This is a genomic window from Acinetobacter sp. YH01011 (assembly GCF_013420785.1).
Lineage (GTDB): Bacteria > Pseudomonadota > Gammaproteobacteria > Pseudomonadales > Moraxellaceae > Acinetobacter > Acinetobacter towneri.
This window is the reverse complement of sequence record NZ_VOYG01000002.1, coordinates 168,030-192,362: the sequence shown is the minus strand read 5'-3', so window position 1 is coordinate 192,362 and position 24,333 is coordinate 168,030. Positions and strand designations below refer to the sequence as shown.

Annotated in this window: 23 protein-coding genes and 2 pseudogenes; 16 read left to right on the top strand and 9 right to left on the bottom strand. The window is 42.0% G+C overall.

The window, feature by feature from the left end:
- Positions 1-12 precede the first annotated feature (12 nt).
- Positions 13-1,893 (top strand): DNA topoisomerase IV subunit B, encoded by a 1,881-nt coding sequence (parE, locus tag FTT78_RS02265; protein ID WP_004974183.1) that lies wholly within the window; start codon positions 13-15, stop codon positions 1,891-1,893.
- Positions 1,894-2,014: 121 nt separating this feature from the next.
- On the opposite strand, the pseudogene FTT78_RS02260 reads toward parE, so the two are convergent.
- From FTT78_RS02260 to FTT78_RS02240, 5 genes and pseudogenes are all read right to left on the bottom strand, one after another.
- Positions 2,015-2,346, bottom strand: a pseudogene (locus FTT78_RS02260) (transposase); the annotation flags it as partial.
- Between the two features lie 62 nt (positions 2,347-2,408).
- Positions 2,409-2,701: pseudogene (locus tag FTT78_RS02255) on the bottom strand (phospholipase D family protein); the annotation flags it as partial.
- A 137-nt stretch (positions 2,702-2,838) separates the two neighbouring features.
- On the bottom strand, positions 2,839-4,254 hold the full coding sequence (locus FTT78_RS02250; RefSeq protein WP_180043504.1) for a DASS family sodium-coupled anion symporter: 1,416 nt from the start codon (positions 4,252-4,254) through the stop codon (positions 2,839-2,841).
- A 177-nt stretch (positions 4,255-4,431) separates the two neighbouring features.
- Positions 4,432-5,214 carry a sulfite exporter TauE/SafE family protein gene (locus tag FTT78_RS02245; RefSeq protein WP_004974188.1) on the bottom strand — a complete coding sequence of 261 codons (783 nt, stop codon included), beginning with the start codon at positions 5,212-5,214 and terminating at the stop codon, positions 4,432-4,434.
- Positions 5,215-5,386: 172 nt separating this feature from the next.
- A complete protein-coding gene (locus FTT78_RS02240; protein ID WP_180043502.1) occupies positions 5,387-6,124 on the bottom strand; it encodes an outer membrane protein OmpK in 738 nt (245 codons plus the stop codon).
- A gap of 546 nt (positions 6,125-6,670) precedes the next feature.
- On the opposite strand from FTT78_RS02240, the gene FTT78_RS02235 reads away from it, so the two are divergent.
- The 6 genes from FTT78_RS02235 (at position 6,671) to FTT78_RS02210 (ending at position 11,942) form a co-directional block, all read left to right on the top strand.
- Positions 6,671-7,036, top strand: a complete 366-nt coding sequence (locus FTT78_RS02235) for an HPF/RaiA family ribosome-associated protein (RefSeq protein WP_004974190.1) — start codon at positions 6,671-6,673, stop codon at positions 7,034-7,036.
- A gap of 164 nt (positions 7,037-7,200) precedes the next feature.
- The gene (locus tag FTT78_RS02230) at positions 7,201-7,743 is read left to right on the top strand and encodes an ankyrin repeat domain-containing protein (protein WP_004974192.1); all 543 of its coding nucleotides are present in this window, start codon (positions 7,201-7,203) and stop codon (positions 7,741-7,743) included.
- A 16-nt stretch (positions 7,744-7,759) separates the two neighbouring features.
- On the top strand, positions 7,760-8,530 hold the full coding sequence (locus tag FTT78_RS02225) for a transporter (protein WP_179997058.1): 771 nt from the start codon (positions 7,760-7,762) through the stop codon (positions 8,528-8,530).
- Between the two features lie 172 nt (positions 8,531-8,702).
- Positions 8,703-10,535, top strand: coding sequence for a protein-disulfide reductase DsbD (gene dsbD / locus FTT78_RS02220; RefSeq protein WP_180043541.1), 1,833 nt, complete (start codon positions 8,703-8,705; stop codon positions 10,533-10,535).
- Entirely contained in the window at positions 10,532-11,212 is a 681-nt protein-coding gene (locus FTT78_RS02215; protein ID WP_131261214.1) for a glutathione S-transferase family protein, read from the top strand. Before dsbD ends, FTT78_RS02215 begins: the two co-directional genes overlap by 4 nt.
- A 166-nt stretch (positions 11,213-11,378) precedes the next feature.
- Entirely contained in the window at positions 11,379-11,942 is a 564-nt protein-coding gene (locus FTT78_RS02210) for an FMN-dependent NADH-azoreductase (RefSeq protein ID WP_004974205.1), read from the top strand.
- 107 nt (positions 11,943-12,049) lie between these two features.
- On the opposite strand, the gene FTT78_RS02205 is transcribed toward FTT78_RS02210, so the two are convergent.
- A complete protein-coding gene (locus FTT78_RS02205; protein ID WP_004974206.1) occupies positions 12,050-12,961 on the bottom strand; it encodes an alpha/beta hydrolase in 912 nt (303 codons plus the stop codon).
- A gap of 154 nt (positions 12,962-13,115) precedes the next feature.
- On the opposite strand from FTT78_RS02205, the gene FTT78_RS02200 reads away from it, so the two are divergent.
- A complete protein-coding gene (locus FTT78_RS02200; protein ID WP_004974208.1) occupies positions 13,116-13,553 on the top strand; it encodes a DUF2147 domain-containing protein in 438 nt (145 codons plus the stop codon).
- Positions 13,554-13,649: 96 nt separating this feature from the next.
- On the opposite strand, the gene FTT78_RS02195 is transcribed toward FTT78_RS02200, so the two are convergent.
- Both FTT78_RS02195 and FTT78_RS02190 read right to left on the bottom strand, forming a co-directional pair.
- Positions 13,650-13,997, bottom strand: a complete 348-nt coding sequence (locus tag FTT78_RS02195) for a Spx/MgsR family RNA polymerase-binding regulatory protein (RefSeq protein WP_154320180.1) — start codon at positions 13,995-13,997, stop codon at positions 13,650-13,652.
- Positions 13,998-14,542: 545 nt separating this feature from the next.
- Positions 14,543-15,361, bottom strand: a complete 819-nt coding sequence (locus FTT78_RS02190) for an exodeoxyribonuclease III (protein WP_154320181.1) — start codon at positions 15,359-15,361, stop codon at positions 14,543-14,545.
- A gap of 39 nt (positions 15,362-15,400) precedes the next feature.
- On the opposite strand from FTT78_RS02190, the gene pyrE reads away from it, so the two are divergent.
- Together pyrE and FTT78_RS02180 are read left to right on the top strand one after the other, a co-directional pair.
- A complete protein-coding gene (gene pyrE / locus FTT78_RS02185; RefSeq protein WP_180043500.1) occupies positions 15,401-16,051 on the top strand; it encodes an orotate phosphoribosyltransferase in 651 nt (216 codons plus the stop codon).
- 215 nt (positions 16,052-16,266) lie between these two features.
- On the top strand, positions 16,267-16,773 hold the full coding sequence (locus FTT78_RS02180) for a hypothetical protein (RefSeq protein WP_096901639.1): 507 nt from the start codon (positions 16,267-16,269) through the stop codon (positions 16,771-16,773).
- Between the two features lie 112 nt (positions 16,774-16,885).
- Here FTT78_RS02180 and FTT78_RS02175 read toward each other — a convergent pair whose 3' ends face one another.
- Positions 16,886-17,101 (bottom strand): DUF3565 domain-containing protein, encoded by a 216-nt coding sequence (locus FTT78_RS02175; protein WP_096901642.1) that lies wholly within the window; start codon positions 17,099-17,101, stop codon positions 16,886-16,888.
- Between the two features lie 116 nt (positions 17,102-17,217).
- Between FTT78_RS02175 and gshB the strand changes: the two genes are divergently transcribed.
- From gshB to ftsA, 6 genes are all read left to right on the top strand, one after another.
- A complete protein-coding gene (gene gshB, locus FTT78_RS02170) occupies positions 17,218-18,162 on the top strand; it encodes a glutathione synthase (RefSeq protein WP_180043498.1) in 945 nt (314 codons plus the stop codon).
- A gap of 382 nt (positions 18,163-18,544) precedes the next feature.
- A complete protein-coding gene (murG, locus tag FTT78_RS02165; protein WP_004974229.1) occupies positions 18,545-19,648 on the top strand; it encodes an undecaprenyldiphospho-muramoylpentapeptide beta-N-acetylglucosaminyltransferase in 1,104 nt (367 codons plus the stop codon).
- 3 nt (positions 19,649-19,651) lie between these two features.
- Positions 19,652-21,100, top strand: a complete 1,449-nt coding sequence (gene murC / locus FTT78_RS02160; RefSeq protein ID WP_180043496.1) for a UDP-N-acetylmuramate--L-alanine ligase — start codon at positions 19,652-19,654, stop codon at positions 21,098-21,100.
- 56 nt (positions 21,101-21,156) lie between these two features.
- Positions 21,157-22,086, top strand: coding sequence for a D-alanine--D-alanine ligase (locus FTT78_RS02155; RefSeq protein ID WP_180008533.1), 930 nt, complete (start codon positions 21,157-21,159; stop codon positions 22,084-22,086).
- 2 nt (positions 22,087-22,088) lie between these two features.
- Positions 22,089-22,943, top strand: coding sequence for a cell division protein FtsQ/DivIB (locus tag FTT78_RS02150; RefSeq protein ID WP_180043494.1), 855 nt, complete (start codon positions 22,089-22,091; stop codon positions 22,941-22,943).
- 67 nt (positions 22,944-23,010) lie between these two features.
- Complete coding sequence (ftsA, locus tag FTT78_RS02145; protein ID WP_004974236.1) at positions 23,011-24,273, top strand: cell division protein FtsA; 1,263 nt, start codon at positions 23,011-23,013, stop codon at positions 24,271-24,273.
- Positions 24,274-24,333 lie beyond the last annotated feature (60 nt).

Below are 24,333 nucleotides of genomic sequence, written 5' to 3'. Positions count from 1 at the left end.
AAACAGTACAACGTGTCTCAATATACCGCTCAATCTCTTGAAGTTTTATCTGGTTTAGATCCAGTACGTCGTCGCCCGGGCATGTATACCGACACCACACGTCCGAACCATTTGGCGCAAGAAGTTATTGATAATGCGGTGGATGAAGCACTTGCAGGGCATGCCAATAAAATTACCGTAAAAGTCTATAAAGATGGCTCTTTGTCGGTAGAAGACAATGGCCGTGGTATGCCTGTCGATATTCACCCAGAATACGGGCAAAGCGGGATTGAAATTATTCTGACCAAGCTGCATGCAGGCGGTAAGTTCAGCACCGACAACTACCAATTTTCGGGTGGTTTGCACGGGGTCGGTATTTCTGTAGTGAATGCCTTGTCCAGTCGGGTTGAAGTGACCGTACAGCGTCAGGGCAACCTGTATAAAATGGCTTTTGATCAGGGCGAAGCTGCTGCACCTTTAGAAGTCTTGGAAGGCAAAGCCCCAAAACGTGCTTCGGGTACGTTGGTACATTTCTGGCCTGAAGCTAAATATTTCGATTCACCTAAATTTGCGCTAAAAGCCTTAAAACACAATTTAAAAGCCAAAGCGGTACTAGCTGCAGGTTTAGAAATTCATTACATTGATGAAATTAACGATGAAAAAATTGTCTGGCAGTTTGAAAATGGTCTAGTCGACTATTTGATGGATGAGCTGGAAGATCGAGAGATTGTACCTGCCCCTGCTTTTGTGGCGACAGGTGAGGCAGAGCGTGCCAGTGCAGAGTTTGCAATTTGCTGGAATGTAGAAGGCGGCGAGCAAATTCAAGAAAGTTATGTCAACTTGATTCCGACTGCGCAAGGCGGTACGCATGTCAATGGACTACGTTCTGGTGTGACCGATGCGTTACGTGAATTCTGTGAATTACGCAATTTATTGCCGCGTAATTTAAAGCTATCTGCCGAAGATGTTTGGGATGGGGTCAACTACATTTTATCGTTAAAGTTCCAAGAACCGCAGTTTTCAGGGCAGACCAAAGAGCGTTTATCGAGCCGTGAAGCGGCAAGCATTATGCAGAATATTGCCAAAGATGCCTTTGCCTTGTGGTTAAACCAAAACTCTGACATTGCCATGCAGCTGGCAGAAATGGCAATTTCCAAAGCAGGTCGTCGTTTAAAAGCAGCGAAAAAAGTAGAACGTAAAAAAATTGTTTCAGGCCCAGCCTTGCCGGGTAAATTGGCAGATTGCGTGGGACAAACCCGTGAAGAATCGGAACTGTTTATTGTCGAAGGTGATTCCGCAGGTGGTTCTGCCAAACAAGCACGTGATAAAAACTTTCAGGCGATCATGCCAATTCGCGGAAAAATTTTAAATACGTGGGAAGTGTCTTCGGACGAGGTTTTGGGTTCGCAGGAAGTACACGATATTGCAATTGCGATTGGGGTTGACCCGGGCAGTGATGATTTATCTGAATTGCGTTATGGTAAGGTTTGTATTTTGGCCGATGCCGACTCAGATGGTTTACACATTGCCACTTTGCTGTGTGCTTTATTCGTGAAACATTTCCCAAGTTTGGTGGAAGATGGGCATTTATACGTCGCCATGCCGCCGTTATTCCGTATTGATGACGGTAAAGATGTGCATTATGCGCTAGATGAAGATGAGCTAGAAAATACGCTGAAAAAAGCCAAAACCAAAAATCCGCAAATTACCCGATTTAAAGGTTTGGGTGAGATGAATGCCAGTCAGTTACGTGAAACCACGATGGATCCAAATACACGCCGTTTGGTGCAATTGGATTTGGATGATAGTCATTTTACCGCGGGTTTATTGGATAAATTGCTGGCTAAAAAACGCTCTGCAGACCGTAAAGTGTGGTTAGAGCAAAAAGGTAATTTAGCCGATTTGGCGGTTTAAGCTGATTTAATTTAGAAAAAGCATCCATTATTTCAAAAAAGTAATGGATGCTTTTTATTGTAATTTTGATTGGTGTTTATAATTCAATATTTTCAGGCCATAAAAAATATCCACCATATTGACTGGTTTTAAATTCTGCACCTACGTCTTTGCCTTGTTGAGTGAGTGACTTTCGCTGAACAGGCCTTAAAACTTTTTTAAAAGTGCATCTTGCAAGATGTCTGACTTTAGCCGCTCATCAGCATACATGCGTTTTAAACGGGCATTTTCAGCCTCAAGTTCTTTAAGCCGCGTCATCATTGAAAGATCCATGCCGCCATATTTGGACTTCCACTTGTAGAATGTAGCAGAGCTCATACCATGTTCGCGGCACAAGTTCGGTATGGGTGTTCCTGCTTCAGCTTGCTTCAAGATACTCATGATCAAGCTGTCTGAATACTTAGATGTTTTCATAGAAAATCTCCTTAAATCAAGGTTATTCGATTTTCTACTTTTAAACTCAATTATTTTTAGGGGGGATTACCATACATTCAGATTCATTGAGATAGCATTTAGCATGTAAGTTTTTACAAAAACTGAGCCGAACAAAATCAAGTTTTTGCATCCATTTTATTTCATCAGGATGTAAATCGCTTTTTCCATAAACGATTCGAATATCAATTTTGAGTCGATCTTTATCTTCAAGTAATTCTTTAATACGGTCATTTAAACGTAAATATGGGCTAATTAAAATTAACCTTTCTTTGGCATTTTTTATCAGTTCTTCTAAGAAAAAATTGGTCGCGCTCGTATTTAAAAACTTAGCCATTTAACCCTCCTCATCGTGTCTAAATTATTATGTTTCGAGTATAGCGAATTTATTTAGGTAATGATTTGATGATTAAAAATATTCTAAAATTGAGGCGAAAAAAAAGGAGCATCTTGTGCTCCATTTTTTATTGATCCTTAACTAAAGAACCAATATACAAATAATGAAATAATAAATACGCACATGACGTTCAACACCATGCCCACACTCATCATTTCACTTTGTTTAATTTGACCTGTACCAAATACAATCGCATTTGGTGGCGTTGCCACAGGTAACATAAAGGCACACGATGCACCAATACCAATAATCACCACTAAAATTTCTTTTGGAATACCCATTTGGTCTGCAATTGCAGCAAATACAGGAACCAATAACGCAGCAGACGCTGTATTACTGGTAAATTCAGTTAAGAAAATAATGAAGATGGTCACCGCAAAAATCACTACCAATGGCGAAGTATCACCAAAGGTATTGGCAAGGGTTTGACCCAATACCAAAGATGCGCCTGAATCTTTTAAGATCGCACTGAGGGTTAAACCACCACCGAACAGTAATAACACGCCCCAATCGGTATTTTCAGCCACTTGCTTCCAAGACGCAGTACCTAGCATAACCACTAAACATGCAGCAGTTAATGCAGTCCATGTATCGGGTTGGCTAATACCAAAGGTTTCGCTAAGTTTCTTGCCGAAAATCCACGCCACTGCAGTACATACGAATAAAATCATCGTTGCAACACGGGTTTTGGTCCAAGGAATTACTTCAGTTTCAAAATGAATTTTTTGATTTAAATTTGGACGCAATACCAAATATAAGCTGACCAACATTGCTGGTAGCAAAATCAGCATCATTGGTAAACCAATTTTCATCCAGTCAGCAAAGTCATAGTCTAACGCTTTGGCTGCAATAGCGTTTGGTGGCGAACCTACCAACGTACCCAAACCACCTAAACTGGCAGAGTAGGCAATCCCCAATAAAATGAAAACGAAGGTTTTACGCTCTTTAGTGGCATCGAGGTGTGATAACAAACCCAGCGCCAACGGTAACATCATCGCCGCCGTGGCTGTGTTGGAAATCCACATCGACAACGCAGCAGTAACCGCAAAAATAGATAAAACCGAAATCCCCAAGTGACCGCCCGACATGGAAATAATCCACATCGCAATTTTACGATCCAGTTTTTGGATATGCAGCGCAGTTGCTAAGGCAAAACCACCAAAGAATAAGAAAATGACAGGGTCTGCAAAAGTTGCTAATGCTTGCTTGGTTGAAATTGGTACAAGTTCTTTGCTGGCATTTTCAAGTGGCATACCTAAAGCCACAGCAAGCACAGGTACTAACAGTGCTGTAATGGTAATGTGTACCGCTTCGGTGAGCCATAAAATACCAATAAAAAGCAACAGACTTAGACCCTTATTGGCGTTTTCATCATAGGGTAAGACGTTATACAAACCGAAAGAGAGCAGGGTCGCAAGAATAACAATGGCCCAAGTCTTGATCAGTTCTTTTCGCTTAATACTGGCTGGCACTTCTATATGGTTATTTTCCATAGAAGTTCGCTCCGTAAAAATGGAATAAAAGGAAAAGTTGGAAGATTGGTCGGTGCAAACGACCGAAGCAGTCTTAACAGACTGTTTTTTAAGCTGGTCTTAATTATAGGTGTAAATAATTATTTAAGCCAAAAAAAATCTAAATAATTTTCCATTTGTTATGTTTATTGGTCTGATTTATATCAATAAAGCAGGTGATGTTTGGATGATGAATAATCCTTGAGCAATCGCGTAAAGTGCCATAAAACCCAATAACGTAAATACAATCTGCTTAAATAATGTCTGGGAAATTTGTTTACGAATCAGACTGCCGATATACACCATCAGCATAGAGATGATGCAAATCAGGGCTAAAACTTTTAATTGTATGTGGCTAAACTGTTGAATTACTGGATATAAAACTGCTAATTGAATGAGTTTGGAAATAATAAAGTTTAAGTTGCTAATCACCACAATATCGGTTTTGCTGTGTTGAGTGCTGAGTAAATACATCATTAGAAATGGTGCCATGGCATTGGTCGCACCACCAATCACACCTGCCAGCAAACCAAAAATCAGCATATTTTTGAGTGAGGCAGAAATTTGCAAAGGACGTTGTCGAAATTGATCGGCCACGTACAATAAAATCAGTACGCCCATTGCCAATTTTAAATAACCTTCGTTCAGAATGAGCAGCAAACTGACGCCCAAATAGCTGCCAATCAGCGCACTGAAGATTAAACCCCAATATTTTTTGCAGTAGCCATATAAACTGCTGAATATAGATTGTGTGGCATCGCCCCGCAGCATGTAGATATTGAGAAGCAAACAGGGAATCAGAACCAAAGCAACCGCAGTACTGAGTGGATATAACATCGCCACCGCAGCCGTACTGAGCATAGGAAAACCAAAACCGCTCATGCCATGCAAAATTGCAGCAATCGCACAAAACAGCAGAATAATGAAATCGGTTTTTTGCATGTGGGCTTCACAGTGCTTTTTATTTGAAATTTAACTCAATGTAGCGGAGTTTTGCGCTAAGTACAAATGGGTTGCATGGTTATGAGCAAAGCATATTTATTGGAAACTATTTTAATGACCAATAAAAAAGCAAGACCGAAGTCTTGCTTTTTTGAACAGAGAAAAATACAGCTTAGAAATGGTATTTGACCAATGCGCTGACATCGTTTTGATCTACGCCTTTAATACCAAACTTGTTGTTCCAAACAGAGTGTTCGATACCCACGTATAATTTGGTTTTAGGTGAAATGTGTTTGCCCACATTCCATTTATATTGAGAAGTCCAGTTTAATTCGCTGGCATGGTCATCTTCTGCAGTAGACCAGTCAAGGAAACCATCTACTAAAAAGTCTTCAGCACCGACTTTAAATGGAAGACCGTAAGCAAACGTCATTTGATAATCATCTTGAGAGATATCTTTATCATTATCTGCTTTGTAGAAGTTCAATTGCGCATATTTGAAATATGGAAGCTCAAGATCAAAACCAATACCGTATAGGTAATTGTTAAAGCCTTCGCCACCTTCCCAAGTGGTTGCAATTAAAACATCTTTAATTGGACCAAAGGCAAGTTTTTGACCAGAAACAGCGCCTAAGCTTAAGCGTGGTGATACTTCAAAGTAAGTGTCATTGCCATCTACATCATTGTTTGAACGGTCAGCAAAGGCAAAAAAATCACCATATTTAAAACCAGCAGCGTATTCAAAAGTTACAGTGCTTTGTTCAATCTCTTGATCGCCAGTTAAAAAAGGTGATTTGTAATTTTCACCGTATAAACCTGTCACGCTAAAATCTTGCCAAATCGGTGCAGCTTGCGTAAAAGTTGCAGCAGTGGAGATTGCGCACAGCGCAGCAATATGTGTAAGTTTCATAAAAATAGACCCCAATAAAAGCGTTTCAAGGATACAGATTCTTTAGCAAAAATAAAGCAAAATTCGATTATTGACGGGTCATTTCTTGGTATTTTTTGCCAATTCTAAAAGCGCTGCATTTTTTGCAGGATTTAAAACCAATGGTAAAAATAATGTCTAGCTTTTTGCATGCCATGCTAAGCCCCTTAAAAGCATCAAGTTTCTCATTGGCAATAGATTGAACAACGTAGTGCTATCCAAATTGATCGCTTATTGAACATCTAAGCTGAAATTGGTGATAAAAGGGTTATTCTTTTGCTGCTTTTCTATAAATATCGCTTGCATATTTTTCAGATAGGCCCGATATTCAAGGTATAGGGACACGGTTCTGCAGAATTAAAAGTGTTCATCATTCACGTAGGAGGAAGTGATTCCAAACTAAGTTGAAGATGTACTTTATGCTGTAAAAACAGCACATTATAAACACGCCAAAACGTATATATAAAATTATGTGTAAGATTTTGGCACAACAAGATTCAGAAATAACGAACGCAAGAGGATGAAATCATGAACATTGAAATCCGTACCGATAAAAACATTCAAAACAGTGATCGATTAATTAGTTACGTTCGTGAAGAACTGAATAATGAATTCCAACGCCACAGTGAGCGTATTACCCATTTTTCAGTGCATTTTAGTGATGAAAATGGTGAAAAAGGCGGTGATGACGATATTCGTTGTATGATTGAAGCACGTCCAGCAGGTTTAAAACCAGTGGTTGTGAATCATCGTGGTCATAATATTGATACAGCCATTCACGGTGCGATTGACCGTTTAAAACGCAGCCTAGAACATGCGTTTGAGAAAAATGAAAATCCTCGTGGTGCTCGCCCAGAATTTGTAGATACAGATGTTGGTGGCGACGACGAATAAGGATCAGACAGATTCCAAGAGCCTCGCAAATTTTGCGAGGCTTTTTTGTGTTTGCATGTAGCCAATGCACTAAATTCACGATTTGCTGACATTTATCTCATACAAATGTCGCTTTATTGGGCATAATAGTTCTAAATTAAACATTGAATAAGAGAGCTCTCTGCATGTTAACTGCGCAACAACAAGTCTTGGTGCAAGCAATAGAAGAATTAGACCTTGCCCAAGTGCAACGCCTATTGGCAGACGGTTTAGACCCTAACTTTATGGATGCCGAAAAAGGCCCTGTAATTTCAGTCTGGTCAGATGGTTTATTTCAATGGTGGGAAAAAGTCTGCGAAGCATATGAAGCAGGTCAGCCACTCACAGAGCAGCAAAAACAGCAAGATTTGCAAGTGCATTTAGATATTTTAGAGGCCTTGATTCAAGCCAAAGTGAATTTGCATTTATGGGATGCCGAAGAAATTTACGGCCCATTGTGGGATGCGGCTTCTGCAGCATGTGTTCCTGCGGTACAGCGTTTATTAGATGAAAAAGTCGATCCGAACAGCAAAGATGAAGATGGTTTAACGATTTTATCTTCAATTAGTGATTTATTGTTTGATTGTGATTTTGATGAAATTCAGTGGTCGGATGCTTTGCTAGAAGAACAGCAGACTTTAGAATTGTTGCGTCGTTATGGCGCAAAAATGAGCAAAGAATTGGCCTAAGAGCAGAGATAAAAATATGTCAGCATTAAAAACAGTTGGGTTAATCGTGGCGGCAGGCATCAGCATGCAGGTGAGCGCGGCAGATTTTGAGTTTGATCGTCCTGGTGCAGGAATGAGTACGGGTATTACACCTGTAGGGAAACTGGCTTGGGAACAGGCTTTGCCAAGTGCAAGTTATCAAGAAAGTAACGATGCTTCGGGCGAAAAAGTTAAAACTACTCGCCTTAATGCTGACATGCTGTTACGTACAGGTTTGGCGCAAGATTTAGAGTTACAGCTGGGCTGGCAAGGGCCTGCATGGAGCAAAAGCAAAACTGCAGGTCAATCGGTTGAAGATGATGGTTTGGGTGATGTCAGCATTGGTTTAAAACAAGCCATTGACTTAAATGATGACAAACTTTCTATGGCCGTGTTGTTGCAAGCGCTAATTGCCACAGGCAATGATGGCTTTAGCGAAGAAGATGATATTTATAGCTTGGGTACGGCAGTCAGCTATCAATACAGTGAGCTGTTAAAAACAGGCATCAACATGCGTTACGATGTACAAAATAGCGATTGGGCGGTTACAGCAATTCCCAATATTCAGTACCGTTTAAGCGATCAATGGTCAGGTTTTTCAGAATTGGTCTATCGCAAAGCTGAAAGTCAGGACAATGAATATGGCTTAATTTCGGGAGTGATTTACGCACTGAATGAACGCACTCAACTGGATGCCAGTGTCGGTGTAGATTTAGACGGTGCAGATAAAAGTTACCGTGCAGGTTTAGGTATGGCGTTTTTGTTCTAAGCAATCGAAACCATTTAAAGCTTTAAAATACGTTGTATGCTGCAGCAGGCCAAAGTTATTAAGTATTAAGCTTGCTGCAGATTCGTTTTCATCCTAATAAAGTTCATGCCGAGGCGAGCAGAACATGAAGCAGTCCTTATTTCAGACCTTTTGGCAAGCTGCTGTTGATCTAATGGCTGATATTTTTCGCTATATGAATAGGGGCTTATCTTGTCTGCTCGCAAGTCTACTTTTATTGTGTTCGCTAAGCCTACACGCAGAAGCACCTTTACTCCCACCCGAACAAGCCTTTCAGTTTAGCGTTGAATCGGTCAATCCCCAACAAGCCGAACTGCGCTGGAACATGCCTGAACAGTATTATTTGTATCAGCATCAATTTAAGGTTGAGCATGGACAGCAAATACTGGCTTTAGAGTTGCCTCCCGCAGAAGATGTTTATGATGAAAACTATGGACATACTCAGGTTTATTATCAACAAGTCAGTTTTAAAATTCCCACGCAGGCTGCACAGCGCTATCAAGTGAGCTGGCAAGGTTGTGCGCAAGATCGACTTTGTTATCCACCACAGCGCATTGAATTTCAGACAGACAGCACTGGTTTGGTGATTTTAGACAATCAAAGCGCAGCACAAAAAAATCTGTGGGGTGGACACAGTAACCCAACCCAGAATGTGTTTTCGACAACACCTGCCAACTCCACGCTAGCATCCTCAACAAGTGTTGCGACAGCGCAACCCATCACTGCACAAGATCAAATGTGGTCAGAAAAACTGGCACAGAGTTCATTTGCTTATGGCTTGCTACTGTTTTTTGGTTTAGGGGTTTTATTGGCCTTTACTCCATGTTCTTTGCCGATGTTGCCCATTTTGACCTCCTTGTTGGTGCGTGAACATAAAGGTGTCAAAGCGTGGACGATTACTCTGGTTTTTGTCTGTAGCATGGCAATGGTTTATGCCATATTGGGTTTAATTGCGTCATCCGCAGGTTTGAATTTTCAGCGTTGGTTACAACAACCTGCTACTTTAATTGCCTTTAGTTTACTGTTTGTGTTGTTTGCCTTAAATTTGTTTGGACTGTTTGAGATCAAGTTACCACGTGCTTGGGTCAATCGACTCGATCAGGCGCAATCTATGCAAAAAGGCGGCAATTTGGCAGGTGCTGCACTCATGGGCATGTTGTCGGCACTTTTGGTCGGCCCATGCATGACTGCGCCATTGGCAGGGGCGTTATTGTTTATTTCACAAACCCAAAGTCAGATGCATGGGGCGTTGCTGCTATTTACGCTCGGGTTTGGCATGGGTACGCCGTTATTGTTGGCCAGTGTGCTTGGGGCAAAAGCTTTGCCACGCGCAGGTTTGTGGATGCATCAAGTCAAAGTGCTGTTTGCCTTTATTATGTTGGCATTGGCATTGTATTTTATTCGTCCGTTATTGGGTGAAGCATGGATGCAATGGCTTAGTTTGGCACTTGGAGTGGGTTTTGTCGGCTATGTGCTGCATCGTTTGAGTGGCTATCATGGTACGCTGCGGGCGATTTATCTGAGTGCGTTATTGGTGGTGGTGCCGTATCTGATTTATAACCAATATCAACACAGCCAGCGTTTTTGGCAGCAGGAAAACGATGCGGTTTTAGAATGGCACCGTGCAACGACTGCAACGGAATTACAACAGTTACTTGCCCAAGCTCCGAAAAATCAGCGCATGATTATAGATGTCTATGCCGATTGGTGTGTGGCGTGCCGTCCGATTGAGCAACAGGTATTGACATCTTCCACTGTAAAACAGGCACTTGCAGAATTTTATTTAATTAAACTCGATTTAAGCCATTACGATGCCAGTCATCAAGCTTTGCTGAATAAATGGGAAATTTTAGGGCCACCTACCTTTTTATTTTTGGATGCACAACAACAAGAAATTCGCAGTCTGCGTTTAACGGGTGCGTTTAACGAAAGCACCTTGTTAAATCAACTGCAGCAACTTCAAACCACACAGGAGTCATCGCCATGATGCAGCTGTATATTGCCAATAAAAATTATTCGAGCTGGTCGATGCGCCCGTGGTTGGTACTGAAGGCGTTTGATTTGGCTTTTGAAGAAATACAACTGAACTTTCCATGCGAGCGTGGTGAGGGCGATTTTAAACAACGTGTCCTAGAAATTAACCCCAATGGTAAAGTGCCTGCCTTGTTAGATCAGGGCATGTTGATTTGGGATTCTCTCGCCATTTGTGAATACTTGGCAGAGCAATATCCTGAACAGGCACTTTGGCCGCGTGATGTACAGCAACGCGCTTGGGCGCGTAGCATCAGCGCAGAAATGCACAGTGGTTTTACCGATTTACGCAGTTTATGTGGCATGAATATTCGCGCCAATTTAGCAGAAGTGGGTACAAAATTATGGCAAGAACATTCGGGTTTAAGGCAGGATGTGGCACGCATTGAACACATTTGGTCGGCACGTCCTGCAGCAGATGGTTTCTTGTGTGGTGAATTTAGCATTGCCGATGCGTTTTATGCTCCTGTGGTGACGCGTTTTATGACTTATGCCTTGCCTGTAAGTGCCAACAGCCAACACTATATGCAGCGGGTGATGCAGCATCCTGCTATGCGCGCTTGGGTACACGCCGCATCACAAGAAGCAATGTGGGTCAATTATTTAGAGCCTTATCAAAAACCAGCAAAATGACTTGGAAAAAGTAGGATTAGGAAAAATACTGCGGAAGTTTTTGTGCGGTAAAGTGGTCTTTTTTGTTCCAAAAATAAAACATAGTGTCTTAGTTTTCCCAATTATTCTATTTACGCTGCACGATTAAAATAGCGTTATTAAATGAATACAAGATTGGAACATCCCCATGAAAATTTTACACATCGACTCGAGTATTTTAGGTGAAAACTCAGTTTCACGTCAGTTAAGCCAAGCGATTGTGCAACAATTGACTGCAAAAAATAGCAATGCACAGGTCGATTATTTAGATTTGGCACAACAGCCGATTCCGCACTTAACTGCCGAAATTTTAATGGGGCAGGATGCAGAACAAGCGGCTTTGGGTGAAAAAATCATCCAACAATATATTGATGCCGATGTCGTGGTGGTGGGTGCAGCCATGTATAACTTTGGTTTGACTTCAACTTTAAAAGCATGGATTGATCGCATCAGCGTGGCAGGTAAAACCTTTAAATATACCGAGCAAGGGCCTGTAGGCTTGGCGGGTGAGAAAAAAGCCTATATCGCCAGCAGCCGTGGCGGTGTGTATGGTGATAACAGCCCTGCCGATTTTCAGGAAGATTTCTTGAAAACCATCTTCAACTTTACAGGGGTGAATGATGTAGAAATTATTCGCGCTGAAGGGGTGAGTATGTCGGAATTTAAAGACCAAGCTGTTGCCAATGCGATGCAAAAAATTCAGGCGATTTAACCCACTATTTCAATAAAAAAAGCTCAGTGCCTTGAGGGTGCTGAGCTTTTTTTATATAGATGGATCGGCTAAAAGGGTTGGTTAGCAAAGCCTTGTTATGGTTGAACTTAGCTCTGATCTTGCCGATGTGCAAACTCTGCTAAATCTGCCAATGCACGTTTGGCTTCTTCAAACCACGGTGAAAACATTTGAAAATTGTGCCACATACCCGTGTAGAGTTTGTAATGCACTTCTACGCCTGCCTGTTCGGCTTTTTCTTTAAAACGTGTTGCATCATCCAGCAAAATTTCTTTAGAGCCAATTTGTACTAAAACTGGTGGTAATTCGTGTAAATCATCAAACAATGGCGAAATTTGCGGGTCTGCCCGATCAAGTTCAGGCGGTACATAGTAATCAATGCCTGTTTCCAGCGTTTCAATTGACAGCAGGGCATCATGCTTGCTGTTATAACGCAAGGATTCACTGGTGAGGGTTAAATCTAAAAATGGTGACAGCAGCATTAAGCCACTCACTTGCGGCAATTGCTCATCACGTATTTTTAAAGCTAGCGCCAACGCTAAATTTGCACCGCAAGAATCTCCTGACAAAATAATATCTTTGGCGTGTATACCTTGCGCCAACAGACTTTGATAGACATCAAACACGGCTTCCAAAGCATGTGGAAAAGGATGCTCAGGTGCAAGCGGATAATCGACATGAATCACTTGCATTTGGGTGCGTGCCGCAACTTGACTCAAAAATGCTCGATGGGTATTTAACGAACCCAGAAAAAAAGCCCCGCCATGAATATGAAAAATGAGCTGTGTTGCAGCATTCTGTGGTTTTAATTCTTCGGCATGCAGACCTGCTAAACGCAGCGCGCGTACCTGCACCGACTTTTGCATGGGAAATAAACGGCACATTTGTTCTAGTGCAAAACGTACAGAATTGGGGGGTAAATTAAATTGGCTTGGTTTGCGAATGGTGGTTTTTAAAAACTGCTCTGTAATAATTTGTTTCCACATGGGGTTAATCTTCATGATTTTTCCATCTTGTTCTTTATTTGATCGGATATTTGTGTATTTACCAACATAATTTACAAGGGTACACTAAACGGTCACATTCAAAAATTGCAAATTTGTTGTGACTTTTTAATAATAAAGTTGTCTGATAGTAGACCAGGGAAACAAAACAATGAAAAAAATTGCACTTGCATTCGGGCTGTTAGGTTTAAGCGCTTTGGCCAATGCTGCAGATCCGCTTAACGGCACAGTTTGGAAAACAATTGACGACAAAACCAAACAACCCAAAGCCACGGTAAGATTTACTGAGCAAAAAAATGGAACTTTAACCGCAAGCATTCAGTCAATTTTAACGCCTGGTGAAGAAAATGCCTGTACAAAATGTGAAGGTCCGTATCACAACAAATCACTCAAAGGTTTGACCATTGTTCGCGGTCTGAAAAATACAGGCGGCACGAGCTACGATGGTGGTTCAATTCTTGACCCGCAAACAGGTAAAACCTACAAGCTAAAAGGTAAACTTGCCGATGGTGGTAAGAAACTGGAATTGCGTGGTTTCATTGGTGTAGCGGCATTGGGTCGTAACCAAACATGGATTCGTGCGAACTAAGCATGTATTCCACCTGTGCAGTTGAAATCATATTGCACAGGATATAAAAAAACCTGCTCCATGTGAGCAGGTTTTTTTATTGGTATTTTTTTAAACTTAACCTAAAGCACGATAAGCCGCTTCATCAAAACCCGCAATAAAGCCTGATTCAGTGTTTAAGACAGGACGTTTAATTAAACTGGTGTGAGTGCAAAGTGCTTCAATTAAGTTGGCTTCACTGGCCAAAGCAGCTTGCTGTTCTGCTTCGCTGAGTTTGCGCCAAGTGGTGCCTTTTTTATTCAGTACTACATCTTGCCCAAGCGCATCTAACCAACTTTTGACAGTGTCGGCATCGATCCCTTGTTTTTTATAATCGTGAAACTCATAACTTAGCCCCAATTCATTGAGTAAATCGAAGGCTTTTTTCATTGAATTGCAGTTCTTAATCCCATAAATTTTTAACATATTTTTTTCACGTTAATATCATCAAACTGGCTATAGCCTAGCCCAAAACAGCGCTAAGTGCTAGAAACTTGCAGTGAACAATGATTGGCTGTTTAAATGGTATGTGTCATCAATACGTCATACCGATGTCACCAAATTGACACTTGATCGCTCTAAAATGGGACGCATAAACAGAAAAAAATGAAAAACTTGATAAGAACAGACTCTAGTGAAAATAAAAAATACAGTGAAGAACAACAGTAACAGCGCAAAACAGAAAATAAGATGATAAAAAGAGAAAACCCGCATTTAATCATCCTGATTATGCGGGTCTCATTTTAACGTCCATTGTTACATCCTTGAAACTAACCAAAACCAGTTAGTTTATTTTCCATCCTTCGGCTTCCAATCCTTTTGTGTCATCCTGACTGTCCCTTTGCCGTGATGCAATAATGCGCTGAATCGACTTGAAGATAAATACACAAAGTCGACAGATTATGTGCGAATTGAACCTCAGTTGAGTGAACAACTGTTCACTCATATAGGCTGTGAAATTTGTGTGAATATTAGATCTTATAATCAATAATCACAGGGGCATGGTCACTAAACCATTCGTCTTTATACACCCAAGCATTGGCAGTGCGTGCTTTCCAGTCGGGTGAGCAAGCATGATAATCAATCCGCCAACCAACGTTCTTGGCACGGGCTTGCCCGCGATTTGACCACCAAGAATACAGCTCCGCTTCATGGCGCACTTCACGGAAGGTATCAACATAGCCCAAATCATTGTAAATATGATCTAACCATGCACGTTCATGCGGCAAACAACCTGAAGACTTTTGGTTGCCCGACCAGTTTTTAATATCAATGCGCTTATGCACGATGTTGTAATCGCCACAGACAATGATCGATTTATTGTCTTCACGCCACTGTTTTAGAATTTTTTGATACTCTTCTAAAAAGTGATCTTTCCGCATTTGCGCTTCTTCACCCGAAGAGCCAGAAGGCAAATACAGTGAACAGATGTAAATTGGGTGATCCAGTCCTACATCAAATTCAGCACTGATAAAGCGACCCTGAGAATCGGCCAATTCAAAGCCTAAACCATTTTGCACAGAAACAAACGGCAAACGGCTATAAATAGCTGTCCCTGCGTAGCCTGCGCGTTCTGCAGGGAAAAGATGCGTGTGCCAGCCTTCTGGCTTAAATTTATCGGTCCATTGGGCGTGTGTGATGCGGCTTTCCTGCATGCAAATCACGTCTGCTTCAGACTTTTCCAACCATTCGAGTAAGCCTTTGCTTACCGATGAACGCAACCCATTGACGTTAATTGAAACCACTCGAAGAATTTTTTGATCACTCGGATAGCTACTCTTTGGTATCATGCTCAGGTCTTACCTCAATGTATTAATTTGGAGCACCTCATGACATCGCCAGCTCAATTTAACCCGCAAGCTTTTATCGAACTCGCCTTATCACGTGGTGTGCTTAAATTTGGTGAGTTTACTTTAAAATCGGGTCGTGTGAGTCCTTATTTTTTTAATGCAGGTTTGTTGAATGATGGCGAAGCTTTATCCCTATTGGCTTCGGGCTATGCAGATCAACTCATGAAATGCAAAAACGTAGATGTTATTTTTGGGCCTGCTTATAAAGGTATTCCTTTTGTAGCAGCTACAGCAGTGGCTTTATCACAAAATCATGGCGTAAGTGTGCCGTGGGGTTTTAACCGTAAAGAAGCCAAAGACCATGGTGAAGGTGGTGTGTTGGTGGGTGCTGCGGTTGAGGGCAAAAAAGTTTGGATTATTGATGATGTGATCACTGCGGGTACGGCTATTCGTGAAGTGGTGACTATTTTGAAAAATGCAGGCGCACAAATTGCGGGCGTATTGGTGGCTTTAGACCGTCAAGAAAAAGGTCAGGGCGATTTGTCAGCCATTCAGGAAGTGCAAAAAGAGTTGGAAATTCCTGTGCATGCTTTAATTACTATGAAAGATTTAATGAATTATTTGGATGCCAAAGGTGAAAAAGATGCCTTGGCGAAAATGGAAGCGTACCGTGTAAAGTATGGGATTTAAGTCTTATCAATTCTCTTTAATGATAATATTGAGCGTTGATTAATAATTTAGCGCGGAACGTAACAAGTTTATAAAAAGCCCAGATCTGTAGGTTTGGGCTTTTTTTGTATGCAGGGGACTGAATTATGTGGAATAATTTTCGTGATGTGTTAAAGGTGTATGATGTCGATTTTAGAATAGCTTATTCTTAAAAATATTATGAGCGATGTCTTTCAATGAAAAATAAAGAATATATTAATCAGTATTTAGATAATACTTGTGATCTTGTCATTCAACACCTTAAAAATATAATGGTATTTCAAGCTAATATTCAAAAGTCTTGGGGATATCACTCCAGATTTATAGAGAGATTAGTTCATCCAGAAGATGAATTAATTTTTAAGGGATACTCTAATCCTGTTTTTCAAAATTTACCTGTGGGCTCTATTCCTGCAAGAAAAGAACACATCGTACCTATGTCTTATCTTTTCAATGGTTTATGGGGTTTAATAAAAACCGATCAATTATCAAATCAAGAATTATCAACGATTCTCAAACGAAATTTAGGCATAGCTTATATTACTCATGACGAGCAAAAAAAATTAGATTCCAAGACATGTGGCTTAAAAAACAAAATGCCTGATGGATGGTGTTTAAAAACAGGGGATCCATTAGATCGTTTAAAAGCTGCTGATATTGAACTTGTAGATGAGTTTGGGGCGCCCATACTATCTTTAATTTGACGGTGTCAGCACAATTATCATCTAAGAAAATATACTTAAATTTTCGATTTAACATAATCGTGGTCGTTATACGAAAGCCCCGCTTCATGGGTCGTTTGATTATCTTTTTAACCTAAAATCTCTTATCCAAAACCCACTCCAATTCCTCCTCACACTTCTTACACTCCAGCATCACCCCCAACTTTTCCTTGCGCCCTTGCTCTGTGATTACCCACGGGCGGTTTTGCCACGGTGGATTATGCCGCACATGCTGCCCATGACCGCAGGCCAAATCTGCGACCCAATCATTTTCTTCATCTAAATGAAAACCAATAATCGCTTGTTGCATCGCATACTCCTAAGTGCATGATGATCGTGGATAAAGCGTTACGAAAATTGCAGCAAAACCAAAGCCAAACTCCGCTATACTTTTGCTTATTCAATTCTTCAAAAGAGCACCGAAATATGCGCGTACTTGTTGTGATGGATCCCATCGAAAGTGTCAATTTGAAAAAAGACTCAACCATGGCGATGTTATGGGCGGCAAGCCGTCGTGGGCATACCTTGGGCTATGCATTACAGCAAGACTTATATATTGATCAGGGCAAGGCATTTGGTCTGATTGCATCGCTCAAAGTCTTTGAAGATTATAACCATTATTACGAATTGGGCGAAAAACGCAAAGAATCCTTAGCTGATTATGATGTCATTCTCATGCGTAAAGACCCGCCTTTTGACATGAATTTCGTTTATACCACATATATTTTAGAGCAAGCTGAACGCGAAGGCGCATGGATCATCAACAAGCCGCAAAGCCTGCGTGACTGTAATGAAAAGCTGTTTGCGACTCAATTCCCAGAACTACAAGTTCCGACATTGGTCACTTCACAACAAAGCCTGATTCGTGAATTTATTCAGCAACATGGTGATGTGATCGTTAAACCGCTCGATGGCATGGGCGGCATGGGAATTTTCCGTTTGTACCAAGATGGGGTCAATATTGGCTCAACCATTGAAATTCTGACCAACAACGGCACTCAGCCAATCATGGCGCAGCGCTATATTCCAGAAATTGTAGATGGTGATAAACGCATCCTCATGGTTAATGGTGAGCCTGTGCCTTATTGTTTGGCACGAATTCCGCAAAATGGCGAAGTGCGCGGCAATTTAGCTGCAGGTGGTTTAGGTGAAGCACGTCCATTGACTGAAAATGACAAGGCCATTGCAGCCAAAGTCGGGCCATACTTACGCGAAAAAGGTCTAGTTTTTGTCGGACTAGATGTGATTGGCAACTATGTCACTGAAATTAACGTGACCAGTCCAACTTGTATTCGTGAAATTGACGCACAGTTTGGCACATCTATAGCCGATGATTTATTTGACGTACTCGAAGCAGAGCGTAACAGTTAAACGAGAGTCTATGCTTTGACTGATTACATCGCAGGTTTAAGTACCGAATGAGGCTATAAAAAAGTGTGAGTCAAATCAGGCTAAGAAAGTTCAGACAATAGCGCTCTAATTTTAGGGTGCTTTGTTTTTAGAATGAAAGATACAAAAATGCACACTTATGCTTTGTAAAATAGGTCAAATAAATTGTCTGAAACTGAATAAAATTTAACAATTTCCGTAGATTAATAATAAAACTAGTTTAAACTTGGAAAACTGTAGAAAAAAACAATCAAGCACTTGGTGAAAAAAAGTAAATAACCTTTAAAGCCCATGCGTTTGTGATTACAATTGATAGCTTATACAAGATTTTTATTTGCCTTATTTTGAGTTGAAGAATTAAACCGTGACTGACGCACAGCAACAACAGCCTAAACATGTCATGATGATGGCCGCAGGTACAGGTGGACATGTTTTTCCCGCTTTGGCCGTCGCAAAACAATTACAGCAACAAGGGATTCAAGTGTCATGGTTGGCGACCCCAACGGGCATGGAAAATCGTCTGCTTAAAAATCATAATATCCCAATTTACCAAATTAATATTCAAGGTGTACGTGGCAACGGTTTGATCCGTAAACTGGCTGCACCATTTAAAATTTTAGGCGCAACGCTCAGTGCTGTGCGTTACATGAAGCAATTAAAAGTTGATGCTGTTGCAGGTTTTGGTGGTTATGTGGCAGGGCCGGGTGGCTTGGCAGCACGTGCTTTGGGTATTCCTGTGCTGATTCACGAACAAAATGCAGTTGCGGGTTTTACCAACACTCAATTGTCACGTGTGGCAAAAACCGTGTGTCAGGCTTTCCCAAATACCTTTCCAAACAGTAACAAAATTGTCACCACAGGCAACCCTGTTCGTGAAGAAATCACTGCGACCTTAAGCCCTGCATGGCGCTATCAGGAACGTGAAAAAGCAGGCTTGCCAATTCGTATTTTAATTGTGGGTGGTTCACTAGGTGCACAAGCCTTAAATGAATGTGTACCTGAAGCGTTAAAGCAACTAAATGTCGCTTTAGATGTTTATCATCAATGTGGGCAAAACCATGCCGAAGCGACGCAGGCACGTTATGCACACAAGCCTGACCATTTACAGGTTGAGGTACAGCCTTTTATTGAAGATATGGCCAAAGCCTATAGTGATGCCGATTTAATTATTTGTCGTGCGGGCGCACTCACGGTAACCGAGGTCGCGACTGCAGGTGTTGCAGCAGTATTTGTACCATTGCCTAGTGCGGTGGATGATCACCAAACTGCCAATGCCAAGTTTTTAGCCGATCTTGGTGCAGCAAAAATCTGTCCGCAAGCCAGCATGACACCTGAAAGTTTAACAACATTATTAACCCCGTTAATGAATCGTCAATTGTTGTCTGAAATGGCAGTCAAAGCCCGTCAGCAGGCGCAGCCTGATGCAACTCAACACGTGGTTCGTCTTATTCAAGCATTGTTCGAGTAAAATATGTCTCCATCTACACCCGCTGATCAAGCGAAAAAATTAATCAAAGTGCCTGAAATGCGCCGTATCAAACACATTCATTTTGTGGGTATTGGTGGCGCGGGGATGTGTGGTATTGCCGAAGTCTTGAAAAACCAAGGCTATAAAGTGTCGGGTTCAGACATCAAAGCTTCAAAAACCACAGCGCAATTAGAAGAAAACGGCATCAAGGTTTATATTGGGCATGCGGCAGAGAATATTAAAGGCGCCAATGTGTTGGTGGTGTCTACTGCAATTGACCCAGAAAACCCAGAAATTAAAACAGCAATTGACACCCGTATTCCTGTGGTGCGTCGTGCTGAAATGCTGGGCGAGTTGATGCGTTACCGTCATGGTATTGCAGTCGCGGGTACACATGGTAAAACCACCACTACCAGTTTAATCACCTGTATGTTGGCCGAAGAAAACATGGATCCAACTTACGTGATTGGTGGTTTGCTAAACCGTACTGGGGTCAATGCAGCATTGGGTGCTAGCCGTTATATCGTGGCAGAAGCCGATGAATCTGATGCATCGTTCTTATTCCTAGAGCCAATGGCGGCTGTGGTGACCAATATTGATGCCGACCACATGGACACCTATGGTGGTAGTTTCGATACCTTAAAAGATACCTTTATTCAATTTTTGCACAAACTGCCATTCTACGGTTTGGCTGTGGTGTGTGGTGATGATGCCAATATTCGTGAAATCATGCCGCGTATCGGGCGCCCTGTATTGACCTATGGTTTTAATGAAGAAAACGATATTCGTGCCGTTGATGTTGATCAAGACGGTATGCGCACACACTTTACTGTACTGCGTAAAGACCGCGAACCGTTACGCGTGACGGTGAATCAACCGGGGCTGCATAACGTATTGAATGCCTTGGCTGCAATTGGAATTGCCACCGATGAAGGCGTTTCTGATGGTGCAATTTGCCGTGCTTTAGAAGGCTTTAGCGGTGTCGGTCGTCGTTTCCAAGTACAAGGTGAGTTTGCGGTAGCAGACGGCAATGTGAAATTGGTAGATGACTACGGACATCACCCGAAAGAAGTGGAAGCCACCATTAAAGCTGCGCGTCAAAGTCATCCTGATCGCCGTTTGGTGATGTTGTTCCAGCCACACCGTTTTAGTCGCACCCGTGACTGTTTTGATGACTTTGTGGAAGTGTTGTCACAAGTCGATCAATTGTTATTGCTCGATGTTTATCCTGCGGGTGAAAAACCAATTGTTGGCGCAGATAGCCGTACTTTGGCACGCAGTATTCGTTTGCGTGGTCAGGTTGAGCCAATTTTGGTCGATCCAAATGACGGCAACCTACCGAATATTGTGAAACAAGTGTTACAGGCCAATGACTTGTTATTGACCCAAGGTGCAGGTAATGTGGGGGCGATTTCAATCGAGCTTGCACAAAACCATTTATATTTAAAATAATCACAACCTGTGATGTTTGAATTTGATCGACCAGTTTAAAGTTTAAGGATATAAACGTGTCAAATGCTTCAAAGTTCGGCAAAGTTGCCGTGTTATTGGGTGGAAAATCTGCTGAGCGTGAGGTTTCTCTAGACAGCGGTCAAGCAGTACTCGAAGCACTGCTACGTTCTGGGGTCAATGCAGAAGCATTTGATCCACAAACACGTAGCGTGACCGAATTGGTCAATTATGATCGTGCCTTTATTGTGTTACACGGGCGCGGTGGTGAAGATGGTCAAATTCAAGGTGTTTTGGAATGGTTGAATATTCCATACACGGGTACGGGCGTGCAAGGTTCAGCCATTGGCATGGACAAAGTGAAGACCAAGCAAATTTGGCAAGGTTCTGACTTGCCAACTGCGCCATATCGTATTGTTAGCAAAGATTCCAATATTGAAGACGTGGTTGCCGAATTGGGTTTACCACTCATCATCAAGCCTGTACATGAAGGTTCAAGTATTGGCATGAGCAAAGTCGAAAAAGTAGAAGACTTTGCCGATGCTGTAGTGAAAGCAACTGCACATGACGCTATTGTTATGGCTGAAAAATGGATTACAGGACGTGAATTTACCATCGTGCTGTTAAATGGTCAGGCTTTACCGATTATTCGTTTAGAACCACCGAAAGATGTGGCGTTCTATGATTATGAAGCCAAATATCAACGTAATGATGTGCAATACGGTATTCCGTGTGGTTTAAGCACTGCCGAAGAGCAACAGTTACAAGCTTTGGCATTACGTGCCTTCCAAGCCGTGGGTGCAAGTGGCTGGGGTCGTATTGATGCCATGCAAGATGAGAACGGCAATTTCTGGCTATTGGAAGTGAATACCGTGCCGGGAATGACCAGCCACTCTTTAGTTCCGAAAGCGGCAAATGCAGTCGGCTATAGTTTTGATGAGCTGTGTGTGGCAATTTTGGCACAAACCCTTACAGGTGAAGCACACTAAATATGGCTCAACTTCCTGCATCCTTGCGCCGTAAACGGGCAGCGATTACCTCGATTCATGACAAACCGCCAACAGTCAAAGAAAAGCTGATTCATTTTGGCGGTTGGGTAATGCTGTGCGTTGCGGTGCTCGTGTTGGCAGTGGGTGCGTACGGGCTATACAAAGTCATGACCGATGCACAAATTGCCAAGCTAGATGTAGTGGGTACACGTTCAGATGCGGAACACCGCCAAGTGATGACGCATGTGAACCCTGTAATGACCAAGAACTATTTCACCTCTGACCTAGAGCAAATCCGCGATACCGCTTTGGAGTTGTCTTGGGTAGATCGAGTGGTGGTTTCACGTGCGTGGCCGAATGCTATTCGTGTGCGGGTTATGCCGCGTCATCCAATTGCACGTTGGGGGACAGGTCGTTTGCTCAGTGACAGCGGTGAAGTCTTTACCGAGGTCACGCCACAAAATAATCAACATTTACCGTTATTACACGGGCCAACGCATCAATCTAAAATGATGATGCGTCGTTATAATGAAATTAACCAATTATTCTTACCCGTCAACGATCGTTTAAAAGAACTATATTTAACAGAACGTATGACGTGGTTTATGCAGTTTGATTCAGGTCTACGTGTTATTGTAGATAAAGATCAAACCATGAGTAAGCTGCAGCGCTTGGGGCATCTTGCACAAAGTGATTTGAAACCTGTATGGTCTAAAATATCCGCCATCGATTTGCGTTATCGCAATGGTTTAGCCATTCAATGGAAAAACTCAATTCCGCCAAAAATTGCAAATGGTCACTTTGTTGTAACGATTGATGACACAAGCATTGCAGAGGGAATAAGAGCAAAGCCATAATATTGGGCTTTAAAAAAATAGAGGCATTAAGCCATAAATTAAACATACTGGTAATGGTAGTGAATAAATGAGTGAAGCTGTTCCCTCGGTTGTTGCGATTGACATTGGGACGCACAAAGTTTCAGTTTTGATTGCTAAGGTCCATGCGCCAGACAATATCCAAGTCATTGGTATGGCCACCGCACGTAATCGAGGCATGAGTAAGGGAAAAATTGTCAGTCTCGATAAAGTGATTACTGCAATTAAAAATGCCGTGCAAGAAGCGGAAGATATGGCGGAATGCCGTGTGCATTCGGCATGGATTTCTATTCCTAGTGCAGAGCTAAAAAGCTTTTATGCTTCAGGTCGCACACCTATTGAAAGTAGTGATCACACCATTACCACCAGTGAAGTGGTACGCGCCTTGGACTTGGCCAAAGCCAGTCACCTCACCTCAGACCATTATTTGGTGAGTGCAGTACCACTCGGTTTCGATTTAGATGATTCGGGTGAATGGGTACAAAACCCAATTCGTATGTCAGCACATAGCATGACGGGGCATTATCAATTGATGATGTTGCCTATTAGCACCATGCAGAATTTAGACCGTGCTTTAAAAGGTGCCAATATTGGTGTCGAAAAAATGGTGGTGTCAAATTTAGCCACTGCAGAAGCCAGTCTGCTTAAAGATGAAAAAGAATACGGTGTGTGTCTGGTAGATATTGGCGCAGGTACGACCAGTATTGCAGTTTATTTAGATGGACGTTTGGCCTTGGCACACACTTTGCAGCGTGGTGGTGAGCATGTCACCCGCGATATTGCAGCGGTGTTACAAACCACAACTGAAGAAGCTGAACGGATTAAGCTATTGTATGGCTGTGTAGATATGAAAGTGGTCAAACCTGATCACATGATTCAGATTCAGGGCATTGATGGGCCGCAAACCATTAGCCGTATTGAACTGGCGGAAATTATTATTGCGCGTTATGAAGAAATTTTTGCACAAATTCGTCAGGAACTCGAAAAGAGCGGTGCCATTCATGGTTTATATCATGGTGTGGTTTTGGCGGGTGATGCCTCACAAATTGAAGGCATGATCAGCTTGGTACGTCGTATGTTGGGTGTTTCGGCACACTTGGGGAATCATCCTTCACAAGTTTATGCCGATGAACCGCATCAGGCCGCCTTACGCCGTTCACAATATGCAACAGCTTCAGGCTTATTGCTTTATAGTCAAAACTATACTCAAGACACGATTGTAGAACATGAAGACCCTGAAACCTTATCGGTTTGGGGGCGTGTCGGACGGGCATGGTCTGGCTTGAACGAAAAGTTAAAATCTATTTTTTAGTTGAGTTTTTTGGGAATATTGTTAGGAAGTTGTACGGATCATCACTGGTACTTGACAAGC

Excerpts from the sequence above, each read along its gene's own strand:
- FTT78_RS02230 (WP_004974192.1), top strand. The coding sequence starts at position 7,201 with ATGTTAACTGCGCAACAACAAGTCTTGGTGCAAGCAATAGAAGAATTA.
- FTT78_RS02240 (WP_180043502.1), bottom strand. The coding sequence starts at position 6,124 with ATGAAACTTACACATATTGCTGCGCTGTGCGCAATCTCCACTGCTGCA.
- dsbD (WP_180043541.1), top strand. The coding sequence starts at position 8,703 with ATGGCTGATATTTTTCGCTATATGAATAGGGGCTTATCTTGTCTGCTC.
- pyrE (WP_180043500.1), top strand. The coding sequence starts at position 15,401 with ATGACATCGCCAGCTCAATTTAACCCGCAAGCTTTTATCGAACTCGCC.
- FTT78_RS02175 (WP_096901642.1), bottom strand. The coding sequence starts at position 17,101 with ATGCAACAAGCGATTATTGGTTTTCATTTAGATGAAGAAAATGATTGG.
- FTT78_RS02205 (WP_004974206.1), bottom strand. The coding sequence starts at position 12,961 with ATGAAGATTAACCCCATGTGGAAACAAATTATTACAGAGCAGTTTTTA.
- murC (WP_180043496.1), top strand. The coding sequence starts at position 19,652 with ATGTCTCCATCTACACCCGCTGATCAAGCGAAAAAATTAATCAAAGTG.
- FTT78_RS02250 (WP_180043504.1), bottom strand. The coding sequence starts at position 4,254 with ATGGAAAATAACCATATAGAAGTGCCAGCCAGTATTAAGCGAAAAGAA.
- FTT78_RS02180 (WP_096901639.1), top strand. The coding sequence starts at position 16,267 with ATGAAAAATAAAGAATATATTAATCAGTATTTAGATAATACTTGTGAT.
- FTT78_RS02225 (WP_179997058.1), top strand. The coding sequence starts at position 7,760 with ATGTCAGCATTAAAAACAGTTGGGTTAATCGTGGCGGCAGGCATCAGC.
- FTT78_RS02210 (WP_004974205.1), top strand. The coding sequence starts at position 11,379 with ATGAAAATTTTACACATCGACTCGAGTATTTTAGGTGAAAACTCAGTT.
- FTT78_RS02215 (WP_131261214.1), top strand. The coding sequence starts at position 10,532 with ATGATGCAGCTGTATATTGCCAATAAAAATTATTCGAGCTGGTCGATG.
- FTT78_RS02245 (WP_004974188.1), bottom strand. The coding sequence starts at position 5,214 with ATGCAAAAAACCGATTTCATTATTCTGCTGTTTTGTGCGATTGCTGCA.
- FTT78_RS02235 (WP_004974190.1), top strand. The coding sequence starts at position 6,671 with ATGAACATTGAAATCCGTACCGATAAAAACATTCAAAACAGTGATCGA.
- FTT78_RS02150 (WP_180043494.1), top strand. The coding sequence starts at position 22,089 with ATGGCTCAACTTCCTGCATCCTTGCGCCGTAAACGGGCAGCGATTACC.
- FTT78_RS02190 (WP_154320181.1), bottom strand. The coding sequence starts at position 15,361 with ATGATACCAAAGAGTAGCTATCCGAGTGATCAAAAAATTCTTCGAGTG.
- gshB (WP_180043498.1), top strand. The coding sequence starts at position 17,218 with ATGCGCGTACTTGTTGTGATGGATCCCATCGAAAGTGTCAATTTGAAA.
- FTT78_RS02195 (WP_154320180.1), bottom strand. The coding sequence starts at position 13,997 with ATGTTAAAAATTTATGGGATTAAGAACTGCAATTCAATGAAAAAAGCC.
- FTT78_RS02200 (WP_004974208.1), top strand. The coding sequence starts at position 13,116 with ATGAAAAAAATTGCACTTGCATTCGGGCTGTTAGGTTTAAGCGCTTTG.
- ftsA (WP_004974236.1), top strand. The coding sequence starts at position 23,011 with ATGAGTGAAGCTGTTCCCTCGGTTGTTGCGATTGACATTGGGACGCAC.